A 23334-nucleotide genomic window follows, 5' to 3' on the forward strand; every position below is an offset into this window, starting at 1 on the left:
CGCCTCCCCGTGACACAGCTGAACGTGACCCGCGTCTCGCCGCTCGGCGGCTGACGTTGCCCGCTAACGGGGGCGGGAACCCCGGAGGAACTGGTCGACGGCGGTCCGGGTGATCCCGTCGAGCAGTTGCGGTGCGACCATGTTGCCGTTGACCAGCGTGGCGATGCCCTGCAACGTGGCGAACAGCACGATGCCGGCGAGTTCCGGCGGGCCGGGCGCCAACACGCCCTGGGCCTGCCCCTGGCTGATCAGATCGTGCATCAGACCGAACGGGCCGGCGGCGGCGACGACGAGATGGCCGGCCCCCTCGCGGTGCTTGGCGGCGAACATCAGCTCCAGCAGGGCGGCGTCCTCGGTGGCGAACCGCAGGTAGGCGGCGGCCATGGCGTGCAGGCGCGGCGCGAAGTCGTCCCCGGCGGCGACGAGCGCCGCGTGCAGTTCGGCGTGCAGCCGGGCGAATCCGGCCTCGGCGAGGGCGTCCAGCAGCGCCTGCCGGTCGGCGAAGTGCCGGCGCGGCGCGGCATGACTGACGCCGACCTCCCGGGCCAGTTCGCGCAGCGAGAGCTGGCCGGCGCCGTGCTGGCGCAGGCTGCGCTCGGCTGCGGCGAGCAGCGTCGAGCGCAGGTTTCCATGGTGGTACGCGGGCACGACGGTCATGGTAGTCGAAAAAATGTCGTCGTTGCCGACATTGTTGTCGCCGTATACATTGTTGGCCATGACAACATTCAGGAGTGCCCAGGTTCCCACCATGACCGGCCGTACCGTCATCGTCACCGGCGCGAACAGCGGCATCGGCCGGGTCGCCGCCGGGGTGCTCGCCGCCCGGGGTGCCCGCGTCGTCCTCGCCGTCCGCGACCTGGCCAAGGGGCAGTCCGCCGCCGCCGGCATGACCGGCGACGTCGAGGTGCGGCGGCTCGACCTGGCCGACCTCGCCTCGGTGCGGGAGTTCGCCGAGGGTCACACCGGGCCGATCGACCTGCTGATCAACAATGCCGGGCTGATGATCCCGCCGCTCGGCCGTACCGCCGACGGGTTCGAGCTCCAGTTCGGCACCAACCACCTCGGGCACTTCGCGCTCACCAACCTGCTGCTGCCGCAGATCCGGGGCCGGGTGGTCACCGTCGCCTCCTCCGCGCACCGGGGCGGAAAGATCGACTTCGCCGACCTGAACTGGGAGCGCCGGCCCTACCGGGCGTTCCCCGCGTACGCCCAGTCGAAGCTGGCGAACCTGCTGTTCACCGCCGAACTGCACCGCCGCCTCACCGAGGTCGGCTCGCCGGTGCTGGCGACCGCCGCCCACCCCGGTCTGGCCGCCACCAACCTGCTCGGGCACCTCGACGAGGATCGCTCCCTGTGGAACCGGCTCCAGACGACCCTGGTCCACCGCTTCGCGCAGAGCGGCGACGACGGCGCGCTGCCCACCCTCTACGCGGCGGTGGCCGACGTGCCGGGCGGCAGCTACGCCGGGCCGGACGGCCTCTTCGAGGGGCGTGGTGCGCCCAAGCTCGTCGGCCGGTCGAAGGCCGCCCGGGACGCGGCCGTCGCCCGTCGGCTGTGGACGGTCTCCGAGGAACTGACCGGCGTCAGCTTCCCGCTCGCCGCCCAGCCCACCCGGTAGGTGACCGTCGGCGGCACGGGCCGGACCCGCTGGTCGCCGACGGGGCGGTTCACCCTGCGGGGCAGCGGGCGTCGACACCGGGCAGGGTCAGGTCGACGAGGTACCTGTCGACCACGGCGACGGTGCACGCGTTGCGCAGGTAGGTCCCGTGGCCCGAGCCCTCGTAGGTGACCAGGCGTCCGTGCCGGCCCAGTTGCCGCGCGACGTGGGTGGCCCAGGCGTAGCCGGTGCGGGGATCGTGCCGGGCATTGAGCAGCAGCAACGGCGTGCGGGTCTGCACCCGTGGCTCGTGCGGTGGATTCCGGACCGGGGACTGCCAGCCCAGACAGGTGTGCACGGCCAGCAGGCCGGCACCGTAACGGACGTCCGGCGCGACGGCCCCGGCAGCCCTGACCAGGGCCGCGTACTCGCGGTGGTCGCGGACGGTGGCCGGCCAGTCCGCGCAGAAGACCGCCACGGCCACCGGGAGCTTCACCTCGGGCGGCGGCATGCCGGCGGCCATGTCCCGGACGGCCTCGGCCAGCTGCGGGAAGCGGGGGCCGGCGAGCATCCCGAGGGCCACGGCGGTGACGTCGAAGGCGGTGCGCGGGGCGTACCCGTCGTTGTCGGCGCGGGCCAGCACCGCAGCCCACACCGCCCGGACGTCCCGGCCGTGCAGCACGCACCCGGGCGAACTGTCGCACCAGGCCACGAATTCGTCGAAGGCGTCCTGGAGCGCCGCCGCCTGGGTACGGACGAAGGACCGCACGTCCAGGCTGTGGTCGAACACGCCCTCCAGCACCACGGCCCGTACCCGGTCGGGATACCGCTCGGCGTACTGCTGACCCAGCAGCGTGCCGTACGAGCTGCCGTGGAAGGTCAGCCGCCGCTCACCCAGCGCACGCCGCAGCGCCTCCAGGTCGTGCACGGTGCTGAGCGTGTCGGCGTACGCGAACACCGGGCTGGTCGGGCGACACCGGTTCCACAGCGCCCGGTTGTAGGCCACCGCTGCGTCGAAATCGGCCTGGCCGGTCAGCACGACGGGCGGCCTGCGCAGCTCCGGGTCGGGGGTGCAGACCGGGGCGGCGCTGCGGGCCACCGTACGTGGATCGAAGCTGACCAGGTCGAACCGGTCCAGCAGTTCGTCGCTGAACCGGTCCCCCCGGCGGATGCGTTCCACCCCCGAGTCCCCGGGGCCGCCCGGTCCGAACACCAGCGTGCCCACCCGCTGCTGCGCCACCCGGGCGGCCCGGCGGGCCACGACGAGCGTGAACGTGCGCCCGTCCGGCCTGGCCCAGTCCACCGGCAGGCGCAGCGGGGCGCACCGCACGCGCGGGTCGGGTGGGACGTCGGGCAGATCGTCGGGACACTCACCCCAGGTGAGGCCCGGCGGTGGCCCGGGACGCGCCTGAGCCACCGCCGGGAGAGCGGCGAGGACGGTGAGCACGGCGACGACGACGGTCACGGTACGACGGAACACGGCGGACCTCCCGGGCTGTGGCTATCCGTCCACCCTGGCCCCCCGGCCGACCCGAGTCATATGCGGAGGAACCCGGATCTCGTCCCTGAGGTTGCGCTCCGACCACCTCGACGGGGGGATGAGTCCTCTCGTCGTTTGTGGACGGTCCGACCGGGGAACAGGGCCGGTATGGCGAACGGACAGGTGAAGAACGTCGGTGGTCTGCTGCGGGTTCTCGGTGTGCTGCTGGTCGTGGTGGGTGTGCTGGGGGTGCTTGCCTCGCTGACCCAGGGCAACGTCGTCGGGATCGTCCTCGGTGTCGTCCTCGTCGTCGGGGGTGCGGTGCTGGTCAAGCGTTCCGGGCGGGCCGGCCGGTCGGGAGCGGTGGCGTCGACCCGGTGACCGCGCGGCGCGTGGTTAGGGTGGGGCCATGGTGTTCTGGCAACTGACTGTCGACGCGAACGACCCGGCCCGGCTGGCCCGGTTCTGGGCCCGGGCGTTGGGTTACCAGCCGACGCCGCCGGCCGAGCCGTCGACCACCTGGAACGCGCACTTCCGTGGCCGGCTGGGTGGGGCGGCGGCGTTCGAGGACCGGCTGTTCGATCCGGCCGGGCTGCGTCCGCCGCTGTGGTTCCAGCGGGTGCCGCAGGAGCATGCCGGGAAGAACCGGCTCCACCTGGACCTCTACCCCACCGGTCGGGACGATGCCCTGCCCCAGGCGCGGCGGATCGAGATCGTCGAGGCGAAGGTGGCCGAACTGGTCGCCCTGGGCGCGACCGTGCAGCGCCGGACCCGGGGCGACGACCCGGCGGACCTCTACTACTACGTCACTATGCACGACCCGGAGGGCAACGTGTTCTGCGTGAGCTGACCCCGGGCCGGTCGACCGGTGCGCGCGCCGACGCTCAGCGGCGGCGTAGCGCCGGGTCGAGCAGGGCCGGCGGGGTGTCGTGCTTCTCGCCGGGGGCGAGGTCGACGCCGGGGGCGACGATCGCGTCGATGGCGTCGAGCACGTCGGCGGTGAGCACGGTGTCGGCGGCGGCGAGTTGGCTGTGCAGGTGCTCCGGCGTACGGGGGCCGATGATCGCGCTGGTCACGGCGGGGTGTGCGGTGACGAAGCCGAGCGCGAGCTGGATCAGGGTGAGCCCGGCCTCCTCGGCGACCTTGGTCAGCTGCTCGACGGCGTCGAGCCGGGCCCGGTTGCCGGCGATGGTGAGATCGAAGCGCTCGGGCAGGACGTCGGCGCGGTGGGTGGTGATCTCCCGACCCGCCCGGACCGCGCCCGACAGCCACCCGGAGGCCAGTGGGCTCCAGGCGAGCACGCCCATGCCGTACTGCGCGGTGACGGGCAGGACGTGGGCCTCGATGCCGCGTTGCAGGATCGAATAGCTGGGCTGTTCGGTGACGTACCGACCCAGGTGGTGTTCCCGGGCGGCCCACTCGGCCTGCACGAGCCGGTACGCGGGGAACGTCGAGCAGCCGAAGTAGCGGATCTTGCCGGCCCGCTGGAGGTCGGTGAGCGCGGACAGCGTCTCCTCGTCGCTGGTCGTCGGGTCCCACCTGTGGATCTGGTAGAGGTCGATGTGGTCGACGCCGAGCCGACGCAGGCTGTCGTCGAGCGCGGTGACCAGCCAGCGTCGGGAGCTGCCCTGGTGGTTGCGCTCGTCGCCCATCGGCATGGTCGCCTTGGTGGCCAGCACGATGTCGTCGCGGCGGCCGGCGATGGCCAGGCCGACCATTTCCTCCGACTCGCCCTGGCTGTACCGGTCGGCGGTGTCGATCAGGTTGATCCCGCCCTCCAGGGCGGCGTCGATGATCGCGGTGGCCTCGGCCTGGCCGGTGCGGCCGATGGCGCCGAAGTTCATCGCGCCGAGCGCGAGGGTGCTGACCTGGACGCCGGTGCGGCCGAGGGTGCGGTACTGCATGACGGTTTCCTCCACGGGGTGACGGGGTGGCGGCCGGTCGGGTGGGCCGGTGCCGCCGGGAACCACGGCGCGTGCGGACGCGCCGTGGGCTGGTGGCGAGGGACGGGGCTGGTGGCCGGCCGTCCGGCTCTGGCATCATGGGGCAAGCGGAACGGTGTTCCGCTCTGAACTATACGGAACGCTGTTCCGTTTGCCAAGGGTGCCCGGAGGTGATGGCGCGATGGTCGACGGTGAACCGGGGCCGCCCACCCCACCCGGGCGCACCGGCGCACCCCGGAAACGGGCCGACGCCCGGCGCAACGAGGCGACCCTGCTGGAGGCCGCCGCCGCGGCCTTCCTCGCCGCCGGTGTCGACGTGCCGGTACGCGACATCGCCGCCCGGGCCGGCGTCGGCGTCGGCACCATCTACCGCCACTTCCCGACCCGGGCGGACCTGATCGTCGCCGTCTACCGGCACCAGGTGCAGGCGTGCGCCGCGGCCGCGCCGGCCCTGCTCGCCACCAGCGGCACCCCGCACGCCGCCCTGACCGCCTGGATCGACCTCTTCGTCGACTTCCTGGTCACCAAGCACGGCCTGGCCGGAGCGTTGAACTCCGACACCGCCGCCTTCGACACGCTGCACGGCTACTTCCTCGACCACCTGGTGCCCGCGTGCACCCGCCTGCTCGACGCCGCCGTCGCGGCCGACGAGATCCGTCCCGGCGTCGACGCCCGGGAGTTGTTGTTCGCCGTCGGCAACCTCTGCGCCGGCCGTGCCCCCTACTACGACGCCCGCCGCATGGTCGGGCTCCTCGTCGCGGGGCTGCGCCTGCGGTGAGGGGTGGCACGCGCCACCCCTCGGGCGACCGCGTCCGCTCAGCCGTGCCGCTCGGCGGTGGGCCGGCGCGCATGGTGCTCGGCGGCGGTGGGCCGGCGCGCGTAGTGCTCGGCGACGGCGGCGAACGCGGCCTTCGGCTCCCAGGGCAGCCCGGGGTAGGTCTCGCCGGTGCGGCCGTCGAGCACCTTGACGATCCCGGGGCTGGCGAGGTCGAGGTCGTACCGGGGATCGCCGTCGGGCCGGTGCGGCAGGCTGGGCAGCGCGAAGAGGTGGACGAAAGCGCTGTCGACCCCCTCGCTGTCAAAGATGTCGAGCAGTTCGCGCAGGTAGGCGGCCTGCCCCTCCTCGTCGCGCTCGTACCTGCCGTTCAGCCGGTGGGGGGCGCCGCTGGCGTCGTACTCGATGATCTCCATGCTGCGTGGCGCGACGTCACCCGCGCCGCGCCAGGTCGCGGTGCCGAAGCCGGTGACGGCGACCGGCTTTTCCTGGTCGACCAGCCGGCGTACGCCGGCGCGGAACTGGTCGGCGACCTCGGCGGAGCGGATGAGTTCGAGGGTCACCACGTCGAACAGGTCCCAGTCGACGCCCTCGAACGGGATCGCGGCGTAGGTGACCCGCCCGTGGAAGCGTTCGCGGACCGCCGCCACGGTGGCGCGTAGGAACCGGTCGAGGCGGACGCCTGCCTCGGCGATGCGCTCGGCCCGGCCGTCCGGGTCGGCGAACAGGTGGTCGAGGCGGTCGGCGAGGCGGTCCCCGTCGACGAATCCACGGTTCATGAGGCTCAGCTCGGCACCGGTGACGAAGACGACCTCCGCCCCGGCCGCGCGGAGCCGTTCGGCCCGCTCGGCACAGTCGAGGAACAGGGCGCGGATCAGGTCGGGCTCCAGCTCCAGCGGGTACGGCGAGAACCAGACCTCCAGGCCGAGCGCGGCGGCGGTACGGGCGGCGGACTCCAGCCGCCCGGGATCCCCGCCGACCAGGTGGACGGCGGTGCAGTGCAGGTCGTCCCGGATGATCGTCAGCTCCCGCCGGACCACCTCGGGGTCCCAGTGTGGCACCGAGCTGACGCCGTCGGTGACGAAGCCGGTGTCGTAGGCCATGCCTCTGGCACGCATGTCGGTCCCTTTCCGTCGTGGTGCTGCGGAGGTTCGGGGGGACCGTAGCATAATTTTGCGTGCGCGCAATTTTGCGTGCACGAACCGTGTGTGCGACAGTGGCACCGTGACCGGTCCACCGACGTTGCGGGAACGGAAGAAACGGGCCACCCGAGAGGCGCTCCAGTCGGCGGCGCTGCGCCTCGCCCTGGAACGCGGACCGGACAACGTCCGCGTCGAGGAGATCGCCCAGGCCGCAGGCGTGTCGCCCCGGACCTACAACAACTACTTCGCCAGCCGGGAGCAGGCGATCGTCGCCGGGGTCGCCGCGGACCGCGCGGTCGCGGTCACGGCCGCCGTGCTCGCCCGGCCCGCCGGGGTCAGCCTCGGCGACACGGTCGTCGACGCCGTCGTGGGTCTCTACACCGACCCCGGCGACCACCCGCCAGCCGCGCTGCTGATGATCGCCGCCAGTCCCGCGCTGCGAGCCTGCTACGTCGACGCCGTCACCACGATCGAGGAGCCGCTCGCCGAGGCGCTGACCGCCCGCTGCCCTGGCCTCGACCGGCTGACCGCCCAGGTGCTCGCCGCCGCCGTCGGCGCGGCGGTCAGAGTGGCGCTCCGGCAGTGGCTGCACGGCACGAACGAGGTGCCGGCGATGGTCGGTTTCGTGGTCCCGTCCCGGCCGCTGCCGGACCTCGTCCGGGCCGCCCTGGCACCGCTCACCCCAGCCCTCGCCGCCGCGACACCCTGACCTGCCGCGACGCCCTGACCTGCCGCGACGTCGCGCCCCGCCGGGCCGCCGCCGCTGTGCCCTCGGCGGTGGCTGGCAGCCACCCGCCGTGCCGTCGCCGGGGGCGGACCGCTACATCCGCTGTGCCGTGGCGGTGGGCGGGCTGCCGTCACGCGAGCCCGCCCCCACCGGGCGGAGCCGGTCGCGCGTGGTGCCGACGCGCGACCCGGTCCCGGCCCGACGGGGGCGGGTGTTCGAGGTGGGACCGGACCGGCCCCGGACCGGCGGGGCAGACGCCCCCGCCGGATGATCAGGTACGGGACAGGGCGCGGTCGCTGACCGAGGACTGGAGCCCGAACTGGCGGGCCCGGCGCTCCGCGAAATCGGTCAGCCCCTGGCTGTCGGCGTAGTCGAGGCTGTAGAGGTCCAGCTCCAACTGGAGCAGCTGCTCGGCGATCTGGGCGTGGAACTCCAGCACGTCGGGCGGCCACGGCGCGTAGCCCTGGTCGGTCCACCGGGCCGAGAACGACTCGAAGACGATCCCGTCGACGATCTCGGCCAGCCGGGGCAGCATCCCGAAGCCCCGGTTCGCCAGCAGGTACGCCGGTCGGGCCTCCTCCCGGATGGCGGCGACCAGGGTGAGCAGGTGCGGCACGTCCTCCGGGAAGGTCAGCTCGACGTTGAGCGTGTCCAGGAAGAGCCCCGCGAATCCCTGCGCGATCGCCTGCTTCGCCTGCCCGATCACGTGCGCCACCCAGAGCGGGTGGTCGACGTGGACGAACGCGCCGCCCCAGTCCGGGTTGCGTTCCCGCCGCTGCCAGGGCGCGGGTGGCCCCTGGTCCTCCGACAGCGACAGGTAGCCGAGGGTCTGCACGTCCTGCGCCGCGAGGTAGCGCAGTTCGGCCGGCCGGTAGAAGTCCGGTTGCAGGACCACCCGCACGTACCTGGACAGCTCGGGCAGTCGGCCGTCGCCGTAGTAGAAGCAGATGGGACGTCGGCTCATCACGCCCACCCGTGCTCCCGGTACCAGGCGAACGTGCTGCGGACGCCCTCCTCCAGGCTGACACCCGGCTCGTAACCGGTCAGCTCCCGCAGCCGGGACAGGTCCGGGCAGCGGCGGGCGACCGATCCCGGCGGCGCGCTCTCGGGTGCGATGGCGGGGCTCACCCCGGCCACCCGCAGGACCAGCTTGGCCAGGTCGCCGATGTTGGTCTCCTCCCGGTCGTTGCCGATGTGCACGATCTGACCGGCGGCGGCCGGTGCCCCCATCAGCCGCAGCATCGCCTCGACCGCGTCGTCGACGTGGCAGAACGCGCGGTACTGGTCGGCACCGGGGACCGGGAACGGGTCGGCCCCCCGCAGGGCGCGCAGGGACATCTCCGGGATGACGTGGTCCGCGCCCATCCGGGGGCCGTACACGTTGTGGAACCGGCCCACCACCGTCTCGAAGCCCTTGGCGCGGGCCGTGTGCAGGAACGCGGCCTCACCGAGCAGCTTGCTGGCCGCGTACGCGAAGCGGGGGGCCGCGACGTCGGAGATCATCGCCGGCACCGTCTCGGCCGTGGGCACCGGCACCACCCCGGCCGTCACGCCCCCGGCGTAGACCTCGCTGGTGGAGGCGAAGAAGACCCGCTCACCCGGAGTCACCCAGTCGAGCAGGTGCAGCGCCGACAGGGTGTTGACCCGGATCACCCGAGCCGGGTCCTGCTCCACGTTGCGCACCCCGACCACGGCGGCGAGCAGGTAGATCTGGTCCCATCCGGTGGGCAGGGCGGCCCAGGTGTCCGGGCTGGTCAGATCGCCGGAGATCACCTGGACGGCCGGATCGGCGCGCAACCGGTCGAGGTCGGCGTCGTCGCGGCCCCGGGAGAAGTCGTCCACGATGGTGACCTGGTGACCGTCGGCGACGAGCCGGCGGGCGAGGTGCAGGCCGATGAAGCCGGCGCCGCCGAGCAGCAGGGCCCTCATGCCGACACCGCCCCGGCGGCCGACGTGCCCGCACCGGCGGCAGTGCCGGCCGCACCGCCGTCGCCCGGACCGGTCGGCGCGGGAGGCAGGTAGCCGAGTCCGGCGTAGCGGACCCCGGCAGCCCTGACCGCTTCGCCGTCGAGTACCCGCCACGAGTCGTAGACGAAGGCCGGCGGCGTCGCCCCGAGCACCTCCGGCACCCGCAGCGCCCGGTAGTCGGGGTGGTCGTTGATGATCAGCACGGCGTCCGCCTCGGTGAACGCCTTGTCCAGGCTGACCGGCTCGCCGCCGTACTGCCTGATCACGTCGTCGGTGACCATCGGGTCGTGCCCCAGGACGGTGACCCCGGCGGCGGAGAAGACCCGCATCATCGGCTCGATCGGGGTGCCGCGCATGTCATCGGTGGCCGGCCAACCCTTGTAGGCCCACCCCAGCACCGCCAGCCGGGCGCCGAGACTGCGCCCCCGCGCCTCGACCAGCATCCGGACCACGGTCTCGCCGACGTGGATCGGCAGGTACTCGTTGAGCTGGCGGGCCTTGCCGACGAGGAACGGCCGGCGGTCACCCGCACTGTCGATCATGATGTACGGGTCCTTGGAGAGGCAGCCACCGCCCACGTACCCGGGCTTGGCGAGATCCGGGCGCGGGTAGTCGACGTTCGTCGCCCGGATCACCTCCAACGGGTCGAGGCCGTGCCGCTCGGCGATCAGCGCGATCTCGTTGCCGAACGCGTAGATCAGGTCGGTGTGGCAGTTGTTGGACAGCTTCACCAGCTCGGCGGTCTCCAACCCGGACACCGGGACGACGGTGCGCGCCAGCCCGTTGAAGAACGCGATCCCGGCGGCGAGGCTCTCCTCGTCCAGGCCACCGACGACCTGCGGCAGCTCGACGAGTTCCCGCAGCGCCTGCCCCTGGATGGTGCGCTCCGGGGCCATCACCAGCTTCACCCGCTCACCCCAGGCGGCCTGCAACTCGGGCAGCACCACCCGGCGGCTGGTGCCGACCGGCACGGTGCTGCGCACCACCACCAGGGTGTCCGGGCGGCAACTGCCGGCCACCACCCGGGCGGCGGCGGCGAGGTTCGCCAGGTTGGGCCGGTGGGTCATGTTGTCCACCGGCGTCGACACGCTGATCACTGCCACGTCGACGGTGTCCTTCGGCAGGTCGGCGGCGACATGGATGTTCTTGCCCAGGTGGGCGGCGAAGACGTCGTCGATGCCGGGTTCGAAGATGTGTGGCCGGCCGTGCGAGAGCGCGTCCAGCACCGCCGGTGAGACGTCCGCGCCGTACACCGTGAAGCCCTTGTCGGCGAGGGCGGCGGTGAGGGTGAGCCCCACGTAGCCCAGGCCCACGACCCCGATCTTCATGCTCATGCGTGTCCTCTCAGTTGTGCGGGTGTGTCGTGACGGGGGAGCGGTCGGCGCGGCTCACCGCGCCGCGCCCGCGGCCCAGATGTCCTTGATCGATGTCTCCAGGTCGCGTACCGGCGACCAGCCCAGCTCGCCGGCCCGGCCGATGCCGGCCTGGATCCAGTCGACCGCCTGCGAGCGCTGCGGTCCGACGCCCACCTCGCGGATGCGGCCGTCGTAGCCCGCCGCGCCGGCCAGCAACCCGACCGCCTCCCGGGCGGTGACCGCCCGGCCGCTGCCGGCGTTGACCACCCGGTGCGGCAGTTCGGGTGCGAGCGTCGCCGCGACGATCAGCGCGGCGAGGTCCCGCACGTCGACGAAGTCCCGGTACGCCGACAGTGGCCCCAGGGTGATCTCGGTGGCCCCGTCGGCCAGCGCGGCCCGCAACCGGTCCGCCGCCCGACCGAGCAGGTTCTCCTGCGACATGCCGGGGCCGATCGGGTTGAACACCCGCAACGAGACCGCGTCGACCTCGCCGGCCTCCCCGGCGAGCTGGAACAACCGGGTTCCGGCCAGGTGACTGACGCCGTACGCGCTGACCGGCCGGGCCGGGGCGTCCTCGGTGACCGGGAGCCGCTGCGGCACCGGCCCGTACTCCCCGGCCGAGCCGAGCCGGACCAGCCGGGCCTGCGGCACCGCGTCGGCGGTCGCCGCCAGCAGCTTCGCCGCGACCAGCGTGTTCGCCGTGACCAGTTGGGCGGCGGTGCCGGTGAGGGCGCCCACGCAGTTGACCACCGCGTCCGGGGCGACCTCGCGCAGCAATCCGGTGAGCGCGGCCGGCGTGCCGTCGAGCAGGTCGTGGGCGGCCCGCCCCGGGCAGATCACCTCGGTCACCCGGTGGTCCGCGGCCAACGCGTCGCGGGCGTGCCCGCCGATGAAGCCGGACGCCCCGAACAGCAGCACCCGGGTCACGTCAGCTCCCCGGCCCGCACGACGCCCGGCAGGTCCGCGACGCCCGACAGGTCGCCGACGGCCAGCGGCTCGGTCCCCTCGGCAACGGCCAGCGGTGTCGTCCCCTCGCCGATGGCGACCTCGACCGGCCCCGACCGGCTGGGCAGCAGGATCGGCTTGAGCTGGGGGAACGAGCGGTTCGCCTCGTCGTAGTCCTCCGGCCGGCCGATGTCGAGCCAGAACCCGTCGAACGGGTACGTCATCGGCGGGTCACCGCCCGCGAGCAGGTCCAGCACCAGTTGGTCGAAGCCGAGGGCCAGTCCGGCCTGATAGGGCTCCAGGGTCCGCAGCGACATTCCGTAGACGCCCATGCTGACCGGGTAGCGCAGCGCCGGCTTCTCCCGGAACCCGACCACCCGGCCGGCGTCCACGTCGAGCACGCCGAAGTCGATCCGGTGCACCCGCTCGGAGGTCGCCAGGGTCAGGCCGGCGCCGGAGAGCTGGTGGCTGCGCAGCAGGTCGCCGTAGTCCAGATCGGTGAGGACGTCACCGTTCATCACCAGGAACTCGTCGGGCAACCGGTCCTTCAGGCCGAACAGCGGGCCCACCGTGGACAGCGGCTTGTCCTCCTCGATGTAGTCGATGGTCAGGCCCCACCGGTTGCCGTCACCCACGAAGGCCCGGATCAGCGGGCCGAGATGGTTGATCGCCAGGGTCACCGAGGTGAACCCGCGCGAGGCGAGCTGGTCGAGCACGATCTGCAGGATCGAGTGGCTGTCCCCGATGGGCATCAGGGGTTTCGGCAGCGTCGTGGTGTACGGCTTCAGCCGCACCCCTTTGCCGCCGGCAAGGATCACCGCGTGCAACCGGACCTCCCCATAGGTCTCGAGTGGACTATCGGTAGTGCCGAACCTGCCCGATCACCGGAATCAGACCGAGCGCGAACAGTGCCTGGAGCAGCAGCACGCTGCCCAGGTACAGCGAGGTGTCGGTGACCGGGCTGCCGCCCTGCCCGAGCAGCGGGGCGACGCCGAGCAGCGCGCCGAGGCCGACGTGCAGCGCGACCACGACCGTCATGGACAGGCACAACCAGCCGTACCGGCCCTGCCCGGCCAGCAGGAAGGCCAGGTAGTACGCCCCGGCGAGGGCGACGTGCGCGGCCGTCATCACCACCCCGGCGGTGGAGAGCACGCCCAGCTGGGTCAGCCCGGCGAGCAGCAGCACCCCCAGTGCCGCCGGCACCGCGAGGCACGCCGCGACCTCCCGGCCGATCGCCCGCCAGATCCCCACGACGAAGCTGCGCGGGAGCCGGGCCCGCCGGGACAACGCCACCCCGGCTGCCCAGAACCGGCTGGTCCGCCACTCGACGAACCCCATCGACAGGATCAGCGGCACCGCCGACGCCGCGACGTCCCACTGCCCCAGCAGGTACGGCGCCTGCGCGTGGAAGAGCAACGCCGCCGAGCAGAACCCGTAACCGGCGACGCCGAGCAGGGTGGACACCGGTGGCCAGAGCGGGTCCCGGGGCGCCGGCTCCGTCGACCGGGCGGCGGAGCGGGTGGCCCAGAGCCCGGCGGCGAAGGCGACCAGCACGCCGAGGGCCGCCGCGCCCACCGCCCAGCGCCGCTCGGTCGCACCGCCGGTGCTCAGGAAGACCGCGCTGCCCAGCACGGCCGGGACCATCGCCCCGGCCAGCCAGCCCTCCCGCCGGTAGAAGATCAGCAACGTGCTGGCCAGCTGGTACGTCAGTTGACAGAGCATCATCGCGGCGAGCGGCAGGCCACCGTAGGGCAGCATCACCGCACCGGCGGTCAGGCCGAGCAGGGGAGCGGTCAACGCGGCGATCCGCAGCACCCGGCTGGCCGAGCGGGCCCGACCGAGGCCGAGCAGGCGGAACGCCGCGTAAGCGACCATCCCCGACCAGATCCAGCCGACCGTCCCGGCGAGGATCAGGCCGACCACCAGGCCCGGTCGTCCCACGACCGACAACACGGCGGGGAACGCGGCGCTCGGCAGCACGTACAGCAGGCCGTGCGAGATCGTCCGCAGGTCGGCCCACCGGTCGCGGTCGGTCGCCGACGTGGTGCGCGGCCCGTCCACCATCTCCGGGGTCGGCCCCAGCCGCCGGAACACCTCCAGGGCCAGGACGAAGACGTCCCGGTAGCCGTACTCGACCTGGGCGGCCCGGTCGGTGTGCCCGTCGGCCTCCAGGGCGGCGGCGACCTGGAGCGCGTCCACCGCCCGGGTCAGCTGGGGCCGGACCCGCTCGACCAGGTCGTCGACCGGGTCGGTGGAGATCCGGGGCAGCAGGATCGTGCGCTCGGGGTTGTCCGCCCGCCCGTCGGACGGCCCCGGTTCGGTGGTCATCGTGGCGGCGGGGCGGAACAACGGGTCGGTGACGTCCGGGTCCTTGGCTCCGGTCATCAGCGGCCACCGCGCAGGATGGCGATCGTCTGCTCGTCGTCCGGGCCCGGTGTGGTCGGTTGCGGCAGCTCCGGCCCGGACGAGTTCGGGTCGTGGTGGGTCCGGTAGGCGGCCGACGAGTACTGCTCGGGTCCACGCTGGCGGGGCACCCGCCCGGCCATGGGGGTCGCTTCCGGCCGGGCGGTGACGGGGGTCGGCTCGGGCCGGGCGACGGGGGCCACCTCGGGTGGGGCGGCGAACGGGGCGGCGGGGCGGGCGGTGACGGACGCCACTCCGGGGCGGGTCGGCCGGTTCGGGACGCGTACCCAGCCCTGGGCCTGACCGCGCAGCCGCTTCGGCGCGGGGGAGGTGGTCCGGGGCGCGGCGAGTCCCTCGTAGATGTCGCGGTACGCCTGCAACGAGCGTTGCAGGGTGAACCGCTCCAGCACCCGGCCCCGGGCGGCCGCCCCGAGGCGCAGCCGCAGCTCCCGGTCGTTGAGCATCTTGACGCAGGCGGCGGCGATCGCGGGTACGTCACGCGGCGCGACGACGAACCCGGTGTCACCGACCGCCTCGGCGACCCCGCCGACGTTGGTGCACACCGTTGGCCGGCCGCACGCCATCGCCTCCACCACCGTGTAGGGAAAACCCTCGGAGATGCTGGTCAACGCCACCAGGCTGCCGGCGTGGTACGCCTCGACGGCACTGCCGACCCGGCCCTCCAGGACCGCGTGCCCGGTCAGCCCGAGTTCGTCGATCAGCGCCTCGCAGCTCTCGTGGTAGACCTTGTTGGCGGCCGGGGTCCCGCCGAAGATGCGCAGCCGGGCCTCGGGGATCTCGGCCCGTACCAGCGCGAACGCCCGGATCAGGGTGTGCAGGTCCTTGAGCGGGTCGATCCGGCCCATGAACGAGATGGTCGGCACGTCCGGCTCGCCGGCCGCGGGTGGGAACTCGTCCGGGTCGACGCCGTTGTACATCGTCCACATCCGCTCGGGGTCGGCGCCGTTGTGCAGCTGCCACCGCCGGTTGTACTGCGAGTGCGGCGCGAGCGCGCCGGTGATCAGGTAGGCCGCGCCGGCCAGCGAGCGGAAGAAGCTCAGCACCAGCACCCGGACCGGGTGCGGTGCGTCGTCGTGCAGGTAGGAGATGTAGCGCTCGCGCAGGTAGATGCCGTGCTCCGAGAGCACCAGCGGGGTGCCGTACGTCCAGGTGGCGGCCATCCCGACGAGGGTGGAGAGACCGTTCATCGACGAGTGCACGATGTCGGCGCGTACCGGTGGCGCGCTCAGCGGCCGCAGCATGTGCGAGATGAGCCAGGCCGCCTCCAGCGCGTCGGCGACGGTGGGGGCGGGCCCGGTCTCCTCGACCCGCAGGGTGTGCCAGGCCTCCAGCATCATCCGCAGCGCCTCGTTGGACAGCAGGGCCGCGCTCAGGTCACCACCGCCGGAGGCGTACTCGAACATGCCGCGCAGGGCGAGCAGGAAGGTGCTGCGGTTGACCGCGCCGGCCTGGGAGCGGGTCGATTCCAGCGGGGTGACCAGGGCCCGCAGGAACACCTCGTAGGACTGCATGAACTCGGTGCCGGGTCGCCCGGCGGGGACCAGCACCCCCCGCCGGGGGCGGCCGGTCGGCCGGCCGCCCCACAGCGGGATCGAGTGCACACGGTCGAGGTTGGCCGGCCGGTCGAACACCGGCTCCTCGGTGCCGTCCACGGTGAGCGCCACGACCTCCCACCGGTAGTCCGGCATTCCCCGGATGAGCTGTTCGCACCAGATGCTCACCCCACCCATCGCGTACGGGTAGGTGCCCTCCGAGACCAGTGCGATCCTCACCAATTGCTCCCGTTTACCTTTGCTGTTCTGAAGTCGCCGTCTCGCCCTACAGGCGAGGCGCGGCGGTGAACGTGACCGGGGTGTTCGCCGCCAGCGTCACCGGGACGGTGACGTCGGTGCCGTAGGTGCCGGCACCGGTGGTGGTGGCGGCCACGCCCCCGAGTTGGAGCGAGCCGGCGGCCGGCGAGGTCACCGTGATCTCACCGGTGGTCCGGTCGTAGATCGCCGACGCCCCGGCGCTGAGCGCGGCGAAGTGGGCCGTACGCGCCCTGGTGTAGGTGGCGATGTCGGTCCACGCCGTGTTCAGCAGCGGCACCGAGTAGTAGGAGCTGTACTTGGTCAGCACCGCGCCCACCCAGTCGGTGACCAGGCTGTTGCCCGAGCCGTAGTCGCGCACGTTGGCGACGTGGAACGTGTGCGCGTAGATCGAGCCGGACGTCACGTGCTGCAGGCCCACCGAGGCCTCGTAGTCCAGGAGCTGGGCGTAGGTGCGGTCGGTGGGCCAGTAGGGGAAGTGGCCGTTCGGGCCGTAGAAGGCGTTGTAGAAGTGCGTCTCCTCGGCCTGGTTGGTGGTGTGGTAGGCGATGTTGGTCGGCCAGCACGGCACCACCGCGATGCTCGGGTCCAGCGGGTGCGCGGTGGCCGCGTTGAAGTGCGCCGGCACGTGACTGGCGAACGACATGTTGCCCGCCAGCGTGGTGATGCCGAGGTCGCCGGCCGCGTCGATCAGGTCCGGGTTGGACGCGGCGAGGCCGTAGTCGGTGAGCACGCCGCTGGAGTTGTTGTAGACCCCGAGGCCGGAGTATTCGGGGGTCTTCAGCACGCTGGCCGGCGGGTTCAGCCCGATCGAGGTGCCCGCGGTCTGGTTCGCGGTGATCTCGTCGTGGGTGGTGGTGTAGTCGGTAGTGTTCAGCGCGGGGTGGGTCAGGGTGTGGTTGATCCACCGGAAGTTGTTCTTCAGGCACTTCGTGGTGGCGGTCAGCGTGGTGGCGTCGCCGTTCGGGCTGCACGTGTTGCCGGCGAACGGGTCGATCTCGGCGCCGTTGTAGGGGACGTTGAAGGTGAACCCGGACGCCAGCGGGTGCGCGGCGCGCAGCGCGGTCTGCTTCGCGTCGAGGTTGACCGCGTCGTGCCCGGTGATCTGGAAGCCGGGGCTGTACTCGACGGTGCCGTCGTCCTTGTAGTGGTCGGAGAAGCTGAACCAGTCGTCGACGTCGACGTTGAGGTGGTGCTTCTGCTCACCGAAGTGCAGGCCCTTGGTCGCCCACCGGATCAGGCCGTAGACCAGCAGGTCCGAGTGGAGCAGGTACTGGTTCGAGGTGAACGTCAGGGCGAGGCGCTCCCGACCGTCGGTCGACGTCGTGCGTACGGCCAGCACGTTGGACCCGTTGGTCAGCAGGGCGTCGGCGTTGCAGCCGCTCTTGATCGACGTCTTGTAGACGTAGGACTGCGTCACCGGGATCTCGGCGGTGCTCTTGAGGTAGTCGAAGACCCCGGCACCGGCGGTGGTCAGCGAGACCGGCAGGGCGGTGTCGCCGACCGCGGTCTCTCCTGCGGAGTTGAGGCAGTAGTCCTCCGGCCAGGTGCCGTAGCTGGTGTAGAGGGCCACCTGCCGGACCTGGAAGTTGCGCTCGTAGGCCCAGAGGGTGGTCCACTCCGTGCTGCTGAGGCCCTCCAGGTAGTTGCCACCCGACTCGTAGATCAACATGCTGTTGGTGAGCAGGACCGCGTTGTACTTGCCGACCCCGTTGGAGTCGACGAGCGTGCTCGCCGAGAGGGTCTGGCTGGCGGTGTAGATGATGTCGTAGCTCGCGCCGACCCGGTCGAGGGTGGTGGTGAGCGTGGCTACGCCGAAGTCCGCCGTGTTGGTGGCCACGATCAGCGACCGGAGAGCGACCTTGTCGTTGATCGCCTGGGTGCCCACGCCGCCGCTGCGGGCACCCGACGACGACGGGGCGACCTTGACGGTGCCGGCCCGGGTGGGCAGCGGGCCGGGGCGGGACTCCTTCTTGCTCGCGACCTGGCCGAGGCCGGGTGCGCTCGGCGGCTGGGCCAGCGTGCGCGGCGCGGTCGGCGGCTGGGCGAGGCCCGGGGTCTGGGTGCCGAGCAGGACCGTGAGTGCGGTCAGCCCGGCGAGGGCGAATCGGTTCGCGCGACGACGGGTAGGTCCGGTGTGGACCATGTGGTGACCTCCGATGAGGAGATGTGAACAATGCCGCCGATCCTGTATGGATGACGGGGTTGCCATCGAAGGCTAGCAATTGTTGGTGCGGATTCCGTGCATGATCCTGTCGCATGTGGACCATTGACGCAAGCGGGGTCGGGTGTTAGTGCCGGGCACCCGGGCGTGACTTCCGGTAACGCGTTTTTTGCTGATCTTGACGGTGTTGCCGGTCGGTGTCAGCCATGCTGACGTGCTCTTTTTCAGAGGAGCCGAAACACCTCATTCACGTTCACTTCACACGGCTGTAGCCGGCGGTGGCCAAAATGTGGGCCGTGGTCGGGCGTGGAACCGGGCTTACCTCAGCCATTCGCTCGGGTTGCGGCAATTGAGGTGCGGCAAGAATGGCCGATCAGTCCATGCTGGCCCGCCGATCAGCCGATTACCCGACCATCCCTTCGGTTGACGGTGCCCCGTGCGGCCGGTACGCGGTGGGCCGGGGCGTGGAGTGATCGACGTTTTCCCAGCTCAAAGCCCTGTTTGGTGGTGCGGGTGGGGTCGTGCGTGCCTTTTGTCGGGCAATCGCTTGATCGGCGGCACATAGTGGAGAATGTTGAGTTTCCTCGACCCTGCGGGTGTGTGAACTCGGCCGGAAATGGCGAATACCACGGCGCTGACCGCCGAATCAGCCAGTTTCGGCAGAAGCGGTTCCCAGCGTCAGGAGTTGCCCATTCCCATCCTTTGGAAGTCGTCCGCTGTCTCCCTTATCAGCACCGTCCGGGCCAAATCGTTTTACTATCCGATCGGTTTCGTGGAACTTCCACGGGACGCAAATGCAGGAGTAGATGTGCGCGTCCTGAGCCGAAGGTGATGCCGGGACGAAACGGCAGACGCCGGATCGGCGCACCCCCCGGCACGGTCCCACTCGGCGGCTCGGTGGACAGGGCCCGACACCATCGGCCGCGCAGTTTCTCCCGGGCCCGGCCGGCCGGCTGTCCGCCGGTGCCACCGCCGACGTGGGCCGACCGGCAGCTCCGGACGGCCCGACGCCTGCGGGTGACACCGGCGTCGACAGGTCAGGGCCGGCGCAGATCGGGTGTCGTGGCCAGCAGGAGCGTCGAGCCGGCCGCCCAGCCGGCCGCCCCGGCGAGGACCAGGCCCGGCGACGCGTGGGACAGCGACCAGGCGAAGACCGCGCCGGCCAGGACCGGCACCACCGACTCGGCGGCGGCCCCGATCCCGGTCAACGCCCCCTGCACGGTGCCCTGCTCGTCGGCCCGCACGATCCGGGAGAGCCACGCCTGCGCGGCGACGCCGCCGACCGTGGCGAGCACACCCACCGCCTGGAGCACGTGGAGCAGCCAGGGCGTCGAGACGAACGCCGTACCCGCCAGCGTGGCGACGCCGAGCACCCCGCCGAACACCGCGGCCCGCTTGTCCCCGAGCCGGCGCACGATCGGCCCGACGGCCCTGGCCTGGAAGAGCGCGCCGGCCAGGGCCCCCGCCGCCAGCACCACGCCGACCCGCGCGGTGCCCCAGGCGAACTGGTGGGTGAGGAAGAACGTCCAGGTCGACTGGTGGGTCATCCGGGCGACGTCGGCGCAGAACCGGGCGTACGCGAGCCGCCCGAGCACCGGTCGACGCAGCACGACGACGATGGCGCTGACCGGGTTCGCCGTCCGCAGGGTCAACGGGGTGCTCCGGTCGCCGGGCCGCGACTCGGGCAGCACGAGCCAGCCGTACCCGACGTTGGCGAAGGACAGCGCGGCGGCGGCGAGGAACGGTAGGCGTACGTCGACGGTGCCGAGCAGGCCGCCGACGACCGGCCCGGCCACGAAACCCAGCCCGAACGCGGCACCCACCGCCCCGAACGCACCGGCCCGGTCCTCGGGTGCCGTGACGTCCGCCAGGTATGCGTTGACCACGGTGTAGGTGCCCGCGCAGGCGCCGGCGAGGCTGTGGAACACCAGCAGCGTCCACGGGCCGGGGGAACTGGCGTGGGCCAGCCAGTCGACGCCGAGGCAACCCAGCGAGACGAGCAGGACCGGCCGCCGGCCGTACCGGTCGGAGAGTTGGCCGAGCAGCGGCGAGACGACGAACTGCAACAGGCCGTAGAGCGAGCCGAGCAGGCCGGACCAGCGGACCGCGGCGGCGGCGTCGGCGGTGACGGCGGTCAACAGGGCCGGCACCGTCGGCACGATCAGGCCGAGCCCGAGCATGTCCAGGAAGACGGTGACGAGCAGGAAGGAGAGGGCGGGCGTCCGACGCATGGCGGCTCCTGGGCGGTGAGGGGGCAGGGCCCCCTCGCCACCCACGGTCAGCCGCAGGTACGGAGGATCAGATTATCGGTGCCGTCAAACGATTTTCCGGACCGTCGCGTCACCCTCACCCCGGTCCGGTCGACCGGTGCGGGCACGGGCACGCGGGTCCGGTGCGGGCACGGGCACGCGGGTCCGGTCGGGTGGGGCGGGCGCGGGCCGGAGCCCGGTCGGGCGGGGTGGAACCTCAGCGTCGGCACCCGGACGGGCCGTCGCCGCCGGACGGCACGGAGGCGACCACCGCGTCGGAGACCGGGGTGAGCCACTGCAACGGCCCCTCGTACGCCCGGGGCACCGTCACCGTGACCGCCGTCTCCCGGTCGAGCGTGGTGAGCACGGTGGCATCCGACCGTTCGTCGGCATACCAGCAGACCCCGTTGACGGTCCACACGTCGGCGGTGGCGTCCACGGTCGGCTCGGGGCCACCGCAGGCGACGGTCAACGCCGGGTCACCGTAGGCGGCGTTCTGCTCGGCACCGGCGGTCACCGGGCGCTGGGCGAGTTCCCGGACGGTGGCCGGCAGCTGCGACACCAGCGCACGGCACACCACCCCCGGGCGCTCGGCCAACGCCGGGGCGGCCATCTCGACCGGGGCGCTGGACTGGGGGCGCAGGGTGGTCGGCGAGGCACTCGGCGCGGCGACCGGCGGGTCCGGGGACAGCTTGGCGAAGGTGAACCCCGCCACGGCCACCGTCACCGGCACGGCGACCAGGGTGGCCCACAACGCGGCCCGCCGGGTCGACCGGTCCGCAGCGGGCCGGTCGGTGCTGTCCCGGTCGCTGGTGGGTTGGCCGGTGCTGGGCCGGCCGGTGCTGCCCTGGTCGGTGCTGGGCCGGTCGGTGGTGGGTGCGCCGGTGGCGGGCCGGTCGGTGCCGGGCGCGGCGTCGGTCGGGGTCTCGGGGGAGGGAGTCTTCTCGTCCACTTACAGGCGCACCACCGAACACGTGAGGGTGCGGGTGATGCCGGGCACCATCTGCACGTTGCTGACGATCAGTTTGCCGAGCTCGTCGACGGTGTTCGCCTCGGTGAGGACCACCACGTCGTACGGCCCGGTGACGGCGTCGACGCGTACCACGCCGGCAAGGTCCGCGATCAGACCGGCCACGTCCCGCGCCCGGCCCACCTCGGTCTGGATGAGGATGTACGCCTGTACCACGACTCGACCTCCGTCCGTCGCCGCCCAGGGGCGGCCCGAAGGGTGAAAATACCCTACGGAGCAGGCGCGATCCCTATCGGTGGTCGAGGTCAAGCAGCTAGCGAGCGTGTCGGAAGGAAGACATGGGTGTCGCGGACGTGGGCGAGTTCGGTCTCATCGACCGGGTGACCGCCCGGCTGACGTACGGAGCGTCATGCCTGCTCGGGCCGGGTGACGACGCCGCCGTGGTGGCCGCCCCCGACCGGCGGGTGGTCGCCTCCACCGACGTGCTGGTCGAGGGGCGGCACTTCCGGCGGGACTGGTCGAGCGCCCGCGACGTCGGGCACCGGGCGGCGGCGGCCAACCTCGCCGACGTCGCCGCGATGGGCGCGACCCCCACCGCCCTGCTGGTGGCCCTGTGCATCCCCGCCGACCTGGACACCGCCTGGGCGGAGGAGCTGGCCGACGGGCTGGCCGCCGAGGCTGCGCTGGTCGGCGCGGGCGTGGTCGGCGGCGACATGTCCGCCAGCCCCACCCTGACCATCGCGGTGACCGCCCTCGGCGACCTGGCCGGCCGGGCACCGGTGGTCCGCTCCGGTGCCCGGCCGGGTGACGTGGTGGCGCTGGCCGGCCGGACCGGGTGGGCCGCCGCCGGGCTGACCGTGCTCTCCCGGGGGTTCCGGACCCCGCGCCTGCTGGTCGAGGCGTACCGGCGGCCGGAGGTGCCGTACCCGGCCGGACCGGAGGCCGCCCGGCTCGGCGCCACCGCCATGATCGACGTGTCGGACGGGTTGCTGGCCGATCTGGGTCACCTGGCGAAGGCCAGCGGCGTCGGGGTCGACCTGCGCCGGGACGCCTTCGAGGTGCCCCCGCAGATGCGTGACGCCGCCCAGGCGCTCGGCGTCGACCCGTACACCTGGATCCTGGCCGGTGGCGACGATCACGCCCTGGTCGCCACCTTCCCGGCGACGGTGGCGCTGCCGGACCGGTGGCGTCCGGTGGGCCGGGTGGTCGAGGGCGTCGGGGTGACCGTCGACGGTGACGCGTACGACGGACCGGCCGGCTGGGAGCACTTCCGGTAAGGGGCAGTCGTACCCTTCACCCGTGAGTGAGATCGAGATCCGGCCGCTCGGCTTCGACTCGCCGGTGGCGCAGATGCTGATCCGGGCGACCATGGCCGACCTGGGCGTCCGGTACGGCGGCAGCGGCGACGACACCCCCATCGACCCGACCGAGTTCGTCCCACCGCACGGTGAGTTCCTCGTCGCCCACCTCGACGGTGCCCCGGTCGGCTGCGCGGGGTGGCGCAGCCACGGCGACGACGCCGCGGAGCTGAAGCGGATGTACACCGTGCCGGCCGTGCGGGGGCGCGGTGCGGCCCGCGCCCTGCTCGCCGCCGTCGAGGAGTCGGCCCGCCGGCACGGTCGCCGGCGGATCATCCTGGAGTGCGGCGACCGGCAGCCCGAGGCGGTCGCCCTCTACACCTCGGCGGGGTACGAGCGGATCGCCAACTTCGGCTACTACGCCGACGCTCCCGGCTGCCTGTCGTTCGGCCGGCCACTCTGACCCGCCCGCCGCAGGGCCGTGCCACC

At 72.6% G+C, this 23334-nt stretch carries 22 protein-coding genes; 7 read left to right on the forward strand and 15 right to left on the reverse strand.

Translation table 11 applies throughout. The annotated features are described in order from the left end of the window. Positions 1 to 63 precede the first annotated feature (63 nt). Positions 64 to 717 (reverse strand): TetR/AcrR family transcriptional regulator, encoded by a 654-nt coding sequence (locus ACQP2H_RS06780; RefSeq protein WP_255597917.1) that lies wholly within the window; start codon positions 715 to 717, stop codon positions 64 to 66. Between ACQP2H_RS06780 and ACQP2H_RS06785 the strand changes: the two genes are divergently transcribed. Beyond that, positions 716 to 1618, forward strand: a complete 903-nt coding sequence (locus ACQP2H_RS06785) for an oxidoreductase (RefSeq protein WP_219468193.1) — start codon at positions 716 to 718, stop codon at positions 1616 to 1618. The genes ACQP2H_RS06780 and ACQP2H_RS06785 overlap by 2 nt on opposite strands. Before the next feature lie 49 nt (positions 1619 to 1667). Here ACQP2H_RS06785 and ACQP2H_RS06790 read toward each other — a convergent pair whose 3' ends face one another. After that, on the reverse strand, positions 1668 to 3077 hold the full coding sequence (locus ACQP2H_RS06790; RefSeq protein WP_219468196.1) for an alpha/beta fold hydrolase: 1410 nt from the start codon (positions 3075 to 3077) through the stop codon (positions 1668 to 1670). Positions 3078 to 3245: 168 nt separating this feature from the next. Here ACQP2H_RS06790 and ACQP2H_RS06795 point away from each other — a divergent pair, with 168 nt between their 5' ends. Beyond that, positions 3246 to 3458, forward strand: a complete 213-nt coding sequence (locus tag ACQP2H_RS06795) for a hypothetical protein (RefSeq protein ID WP_219468199.1) — start codon at positions 3246 to 3248, stop codon at positions 3456 to 3458. Between the two features lie 28 nt (positions 3459 to 3486). Then, the gene (locus ACQP2H_RS06800; protein ID WP_219468202.1) at positions 3487 to 3927 is read left to right on the forward strand and encodes a VOC family protein; all 441 of its coding nucleotides are present in this window, start codon (positions 3487 to 3489) and stop codon (positions 3925 to 3927) included. Between the two features lie 34 nt (positions 3928 to 3961). On the opposite strand, the gene ACQP2H_RS06805 is transcribed toward ACQP2H_RS06800, so the two are convergent. After that, on the reverse strand, positions 3962 to 4981 hold the full coding sequence (locus ACQP2H_RS06805) for an aldo/keto reductase (protein WP_219468204.1): 1020 nt from the start codon (positions 4979 to 4981) through the stop codon (positions 3962 to 3964). A 220-nt stretch (positions 4982 to 5201) separates the two neighbouring features. Here ACQP2H_RS06805 and ACQP2H_RS06810 point away from each other — a divergent pair, with 220 nt between their 5' ends. After that, on the forward strand, positions 5202 to 5798 hold the full coding sequence (locus tag ACQP2H_RS06810; protein WP_219468208.1) for a TetR/AcrR family transcriptional regulator: 597 nt from the start codon (positions 5202 to 5204) through the stop codon (positions 5796 to 5798). Positions 5799 to 5836: 38 nt separating this feature from the next. Here ACQP2H_RS06810 and ACQP2H_RS06815 read toward each other — a convergent pair whose 3' ends face one another. Then, positions 5837 to 6913, reverse strand: coding sequence for a hypothetical protein (locus ACQP2H_RS06815; RefSeq protein ID WP_357534606.1), 1077 nt, complete (start codon positions 6911 to 6913; stop codon positions 5837 to 5839). A gap of 106 nt (positions 6914 to 7019) precedes the next feature. Here ACQP2H_RS06815 and ACQP2H_RS06820 point away from each other — a divergent pair, with 106 nt between their 5' ends. Beyond that, on the forward strand, positions 7020 to 7646 hold the full coding sequence (locus ACQP2H_RS06820) for a TetR/AcrR family transcriptional regulator (protein ID WP_357534604.1): 627 nt from the start codon (positions 7020 to 7022) through the stop codon (positions 7644 to 7646). A gap of 289 nt (positions 7647 to 7935) precedes the next feature. Here ACQP2H_RS06820 and ACQP2H_RS06825 read toward each other — a convergent pair whose 3' ends face one another. The 11 genes from ACQP2H_RS06825 to ACQP2H_RS06875 all read right to left on the reverse strand — a co-directional run bounded on the left by ACQP2H_RS06825 (position 7936) and on the right by ACQP2H_RS06875 (position 21763). Next, positions 7936 to 8628, reverse strand: coding sequence for a hypothetical protein (locus ACQP2H_RS06825; RefSeq protein WP_244252298.1), 693 nt, complete (start codon positions 8626 to 8628; stop codon positions 7936 to 7938). Continuing rightward, positions 8628 to 9593 (reverse strand): NAD-dependent epimerase/dehydratase family protein, encoded by a 966-nt coding sequence (locus tag ACQP2H_RS06830; protein WP_219468215.1) that lies wholly within the window; start codon positions 9591 to 9593, stop codon positions 8628 to 8630. The genes ACQP2H_RS06825 and ACQP2H_RS06830 overlap by 1 nt, the downstream gene beginning before the upstream one ends. Continuing rightward, positions 9590 to 10966, reverse strand: a complete 1377-nt coding sequence (locus ACQP2H_RS06835) for a nucleotide sugar dehydrogenase (protein ID WP_255597918.1) — start codon at positions 10964 to 10966, stop codon at positions 9590 to 9592. Before ACQP2H_RS06835 ends, ACQP2H_RS06830 begins: the two co-directional genes overlap by 4 nt. A gap of 54 nt (positions 10967 to 11020) precedes the next feature. Then, entirely contained in the window at positions 11021 to 11914 is an 894-nt protein-coding gene (locus ACQP2H_RS06840) for an NAD-dependent epimerase/dehydratase family protein (protein ID WP_219468218.1), read from the reverse strand. After that, positions 11911 to 12750, reverse strand: coding sequence for a nucleotidyltransferase family protein (locus tag ACQP2H_RS06845; RefSeq protein WP_357534874.1), 840 nt, complete (start codon positions 12748 to 12750; stop codon positions 11911 to 11913). Before ACQP2H_RS06845 ends, ACQP2H_RS06840 begins: the two co-directional genes overlap by 4 nt. 37 nt (positions 12751 to 12787) lie before the next feature. After that, positions 12788 to 14317 (reverse strand): hypothetical protein, encoded by a 1530-nt coding sequence (locus ACQP2H_RS06850; protein ID WP_433231660.1) that lies wholly within the window; start codon positions 14315 to 14317, stop codon positions 12788 to 12790. Beyond that, complete coding sequence (pelF, locus tag ACQP2H_RS06855) at positions 14317 to 16128, reverse strand: GT4 family glycosyltransferase PelF (protein ID WP_433231663.1); 1812 nt, start codon at positions 16126 to 16128, stop codon at positions 14317 to 14319. The genes ACQP2H_RS06850 and pelF overlap by 1 nt, the downstream gene beginning before the upstream one ends. 46 nt (positions 16129 to 16174) lie before the next feature. Continuing rightward, positions 16175 to 18310, reverse strand: coding sequence for a hypothetical protein (locus ACQP2H_RS06860; protein WP_433231666.1), 2136 nt, complete (start codon positions 18308 to 18310; stop codon positions 16175 to 16177). Positions 18311 to 19365: 1055 nt separating this feature from the next. Beyond that, complete coding sequence (locus tag ACQP2H_RS06865) at positions 19366 to 20559, reverse strand: MFS transporter (RefSeq protein WP_357015578.1); 1194 nt, start codon at positions 20557 to 20559, stop codon at positions 19366 to 19368. A gap of 235 nt (positions 20560 to 20794) precedes the next feature. Beyond that, positions 20795 to 21331: a DUF3515 family protein gene (locus ACQP2H_RS06870; protein ID WP_208567446.1), complete on the reverse strand. Its 537-nt coding sequence runs from the start codon at positions 21329 to 21331 to the stop codon at positions 20795 to 20797. A 198-nt stretch (positions 21332 to 21529) separates the two neighbouring features. Continuing rightward, entirely contained in the window at positions 21530 to 21763 is a 234-nt protein-coding gene (locus tag ACQP2H_RS06875; RefSeq protein WP_088646044.1) for an Lrp/AsnC ligand binding domain-containing protein, read from the reverse strand. A gap of 122 nt (positions 21764 to 21885) precedes the next feature. Here ACQP2H_RS06875 and ACQP2H_RS06880 point away from each other — a divergent pair, with 122 nt between their 5' ends. Next, positions 21886 to 22824, forward strand: coding sequence for a thiamine-phosphate kinase (locus ACQP2H_RS06880; protein ID WP_433231668.1), 939 nt, complete (start codon positions 21886 to 21888; stop codon positions 22822 to 22824). 73 nt (positions 22825 to 22897) lie between these two features. Next, positions 22898 to 23308 (forward strand): GNAT family N-acetyltransferase, encoded by a 411-nt coding sequence (locus ACQP2H_RS06885; protein WP_433233468.1) that lies wholly within the window; start codon positions 22898 to 22900, stop codon positions 23306 to 23308. Positions 23309 to 23334: the final 26 nt, after the last annotated feature.

Origin of the sequence: Micromonospora sp. CA-248260, assembly GCF_050942205.1 — a bacterium.
Lineage (GTDB): Bacteria > Actinomycetota > Actinomycetes > Mycobacteriales > Micromonosporaceae > Micromonospora > Micromonospora antibiotica.